The sequence below is a fragment of the Klebsiella planticola ATCC 33531 genome, from assembly GCF_000735435.1.
Taxonomy (GTDB): Bacteria; Pseudomonadota; Gammaproteobacteria; order Enterobacterales; family Enterobacteriaceae; genus Klebsiella; species Klebsiella planticola.
Genome location: NZ_JMPP01000058.1, coordinates 1 through 2,198, shown reverse-complemented (window position 1 = coordinate 2,198; position 2,198 = coordinate 1). Strand labels below are relative to the sequence as shown.

The following is a 2,198-nucleotide window of genomic DNA, read 5'->3' as shown; positions in this document are numbered from 1 at the left end:
TCTGGCAAATGGCGCGGTGCGTCAGATTGCTTCCTTCCCGCAGCATAACGGGGCTCCGGCCTTCTCGCCGGATGGCAGTAAACTGGCGTTCGCATTGTCGAAAACCGGTAGCCTGAACCTGTATGTGATGGATCTGGGCTCGGGTCAGATTCGTCAGGTGACCAATGGTCGCAGCAACAACACCGAACCAAGCTGGTTCCCGGATAGTCAGAATCTGGCCTTTACTTCTGACCAGGCCGGTCGTCCGCAGGTGTATAAAGTCAGCGTCGGCGGCGGTACTCCGCAGCGTATCTCCTGGGAAGGTTCTCAGAACCAGGATGCGGATGTCAGCAGTGACGGTAAATTTATGGTAATGGTCAGCTCGGCCAACGGTCAGCAGCACATTGCCAAACAAGATCTGGTAGCGGGTGGCGTACAAGTTCTGTCGTCAACGTTCCTGGATGAAACGCCAAGTCTGGCACCTAACGGCACTATGGTAATCTACAGCTCTTCTCAGGGGATGGGATCCGTGCTGAATCTGGTTTCTACAGATGGGCGTTTCAAAGCGCGTCTTCCGGCGACTGATGGACAGGTAAAATTCCCTGCCTGGTCTCCGTATCTGTGATAATAAATAATTGATTATTAAAGGAATCAAAGAAATGCAACTGAACAAAGTGCTGAAAGGGCTGATGATCGCTCTGCCGGTTATGGCAATCGCGGCGTGTTCTTCTAACAAGAACGCCAGCAACGACCAGAGCGGTGAAGGCATGCTGGGTGCCGGCACTGGTATGGATGCTAACGCTAACGGCGGCAACATGTCTTCCGAAGAGCAAGCTCGTCTGCAAATGCAGCAGCTGCAGCAGAACAACATCGTGTACTTCGATCTCGACAAGTACGATATCCGTTCTGACTTCGCTGCAATGCTGGATGCGCACGCTAACTTCCTGCGTAGCAACCCATCCTATAAAGTGACTGTTGAAGGTCACGCGGATGAGCGCGGTACTCCGGAATACAACATCGCTCTGGGTGAGCGTCGTGCTAACGCCGTTAAGATGTATCTGCAGGGCAAAGGTGTTTCTGCTGACCAGATCTCCATCGTTTCTTACGGTAAAGAAAAACCTGCAGTACTGGGTCACGACGAAGCGGCTTACGCTAAAAACCGTCGCGCCGTACTGGTTTACTAAGAGAATTGCATGAGCAGTAACTTCAGACATCATCTGTTGAGTCTGTCGTTACTGGTTGGCATAGCGGCCCCCTGGGCCGCTTTTGCTCAGGCGCCAATCAGTAGTGTCGGCTCAGGCTCGGTCGAAGACCGCGTCACTCAACTCGAGCGTATTTCTAACGCTCACAGTCAGCTTTTAACCCAACTTCAGCAACAGCTCTCCGATAACCAGAATGATATTGATTCCCTGCGCGGCCAGATTCAGGAAAGCCAGTATCAGCTCAATCAGGTTGTTGAACGCCAGAAGCAAATTCTGTTACAGATCGACGGTCTGAGCAGCGGTGGGGCGGCGGCAGGTGCACAGCCATCGTCTTCGGCAGGCGATCAGGGTGCGGCGGCTACCGCGGCGCCAGCGGCCACTTCTGGCGCTCCTGCCTCGACCGGAGATGCCAATACTGACTACAATGCGGCTATTGCGCTGGTGAAGGATCCCTCCCGCCAGGATGACGCGCTGGCAGCATTTCAGAATTTCGTCAAAAAGTACCCGGATTCAACCTATCAGCCGAACGCGAACTACTGGCTCGGTCAGTTGAATTACAATAAGGGGAAAAAAGATGATGCCGCTTACTATTTTGCTTCCGTGGTGAAGAATTACCCTAAATCCCCGAAAGCGCCTGATGCCATGTTTAAGGTCGGCGTGATTATGCAGGATAAAGGTGATACCGCGAAGGCGAAGGCTGTTTACCAACAGGTGGTCAGTAAATTTCCTGGCACCGATGGCGCGAAACAGGCTCAGAAACGTCTTAATGCCCTTGGGTGATTATGGCATGACCAGAAATCGCATTATTTCTGGTCTTGTCGCGTGAATCCTAAGCAGTCAGATGTTTTTTATCGAAATACTTGTTGCGCTGAATTCTTAAATCAGTAATATATGCCGCCGTTGCCACGGGATATCGAACAAGCCTGAAGCGACGAAAAAAGTGGGTCGTTAGCTCAGTTGGTAGAGCAGTTGACTTTTAATCAATTGGTCGCAGGTTCGAATCCTGCACGACCCACC

Annotated in this window: 3 protein-coding genes and 1 tRNA gene; all 4 read left to right on the top strand. The window is 52.0% G+C overall.

Annotated features, from left to right (window positions below):
• Window positions 1-604 (top strand): LpqB family beta-propeller domain-containing protein (locus GRPL_RS03555; protein ID WP_032700554.1); only part of this gene is annotated, 604 nt, incomplete at its 5' end.
• A 34-nt stretch (window positions 605-638) separates the two neighbouring features.
• Window positions 639-1,163, top strand: coding sequence for a peptidoglycan-associated lipoprotein Pal (pal, locus tag GRPL_RS03560; protein ID WP_004859700.1), 525 nt, complete (start codon window positions 639-641; stop codon window positions 1,161-1,163).
• A 9-nt stretch (window positions 1,164-1,172) separates the two neighbouring features.
• Window positions 1,173-1,961, top strand: a complete 789-nt coding sequence (gene cpoB / locus GRPL_RS03565) for a cell division protein CpoB (protein ID WP_032688789.1) — start codon at window positions 1,173-1,175, stop codon at window positions 1,959-1,961.
• A gap of 162 nt (window positions 1,962-2,123) precedes the next feature.
• Window positions 2,124-2,196: transfer RNA gene (locus GRPL_RS03570), tRNA-Lys, on the top strand.
• Window positions 2,197-2,198: the final 2 nt, after the last annotated feature.

What these genes read in the sequence shown, in the direction of transcription:
- pal (WP_004859700.1), top strand. Translation starts at nt 639, where the DNA reads ATGCAACTGAACAAAGTGCTGAAAGGGCTGATGATCGCTCTGCCGGTT.
- cpoB (WP_032688789.1), top strand. Translation starts at nt 1,173, where the DNA reads ATGAGCAGTAACTTCAGACATCATCTGTTGAGTCTGTCGTTACTGGTT.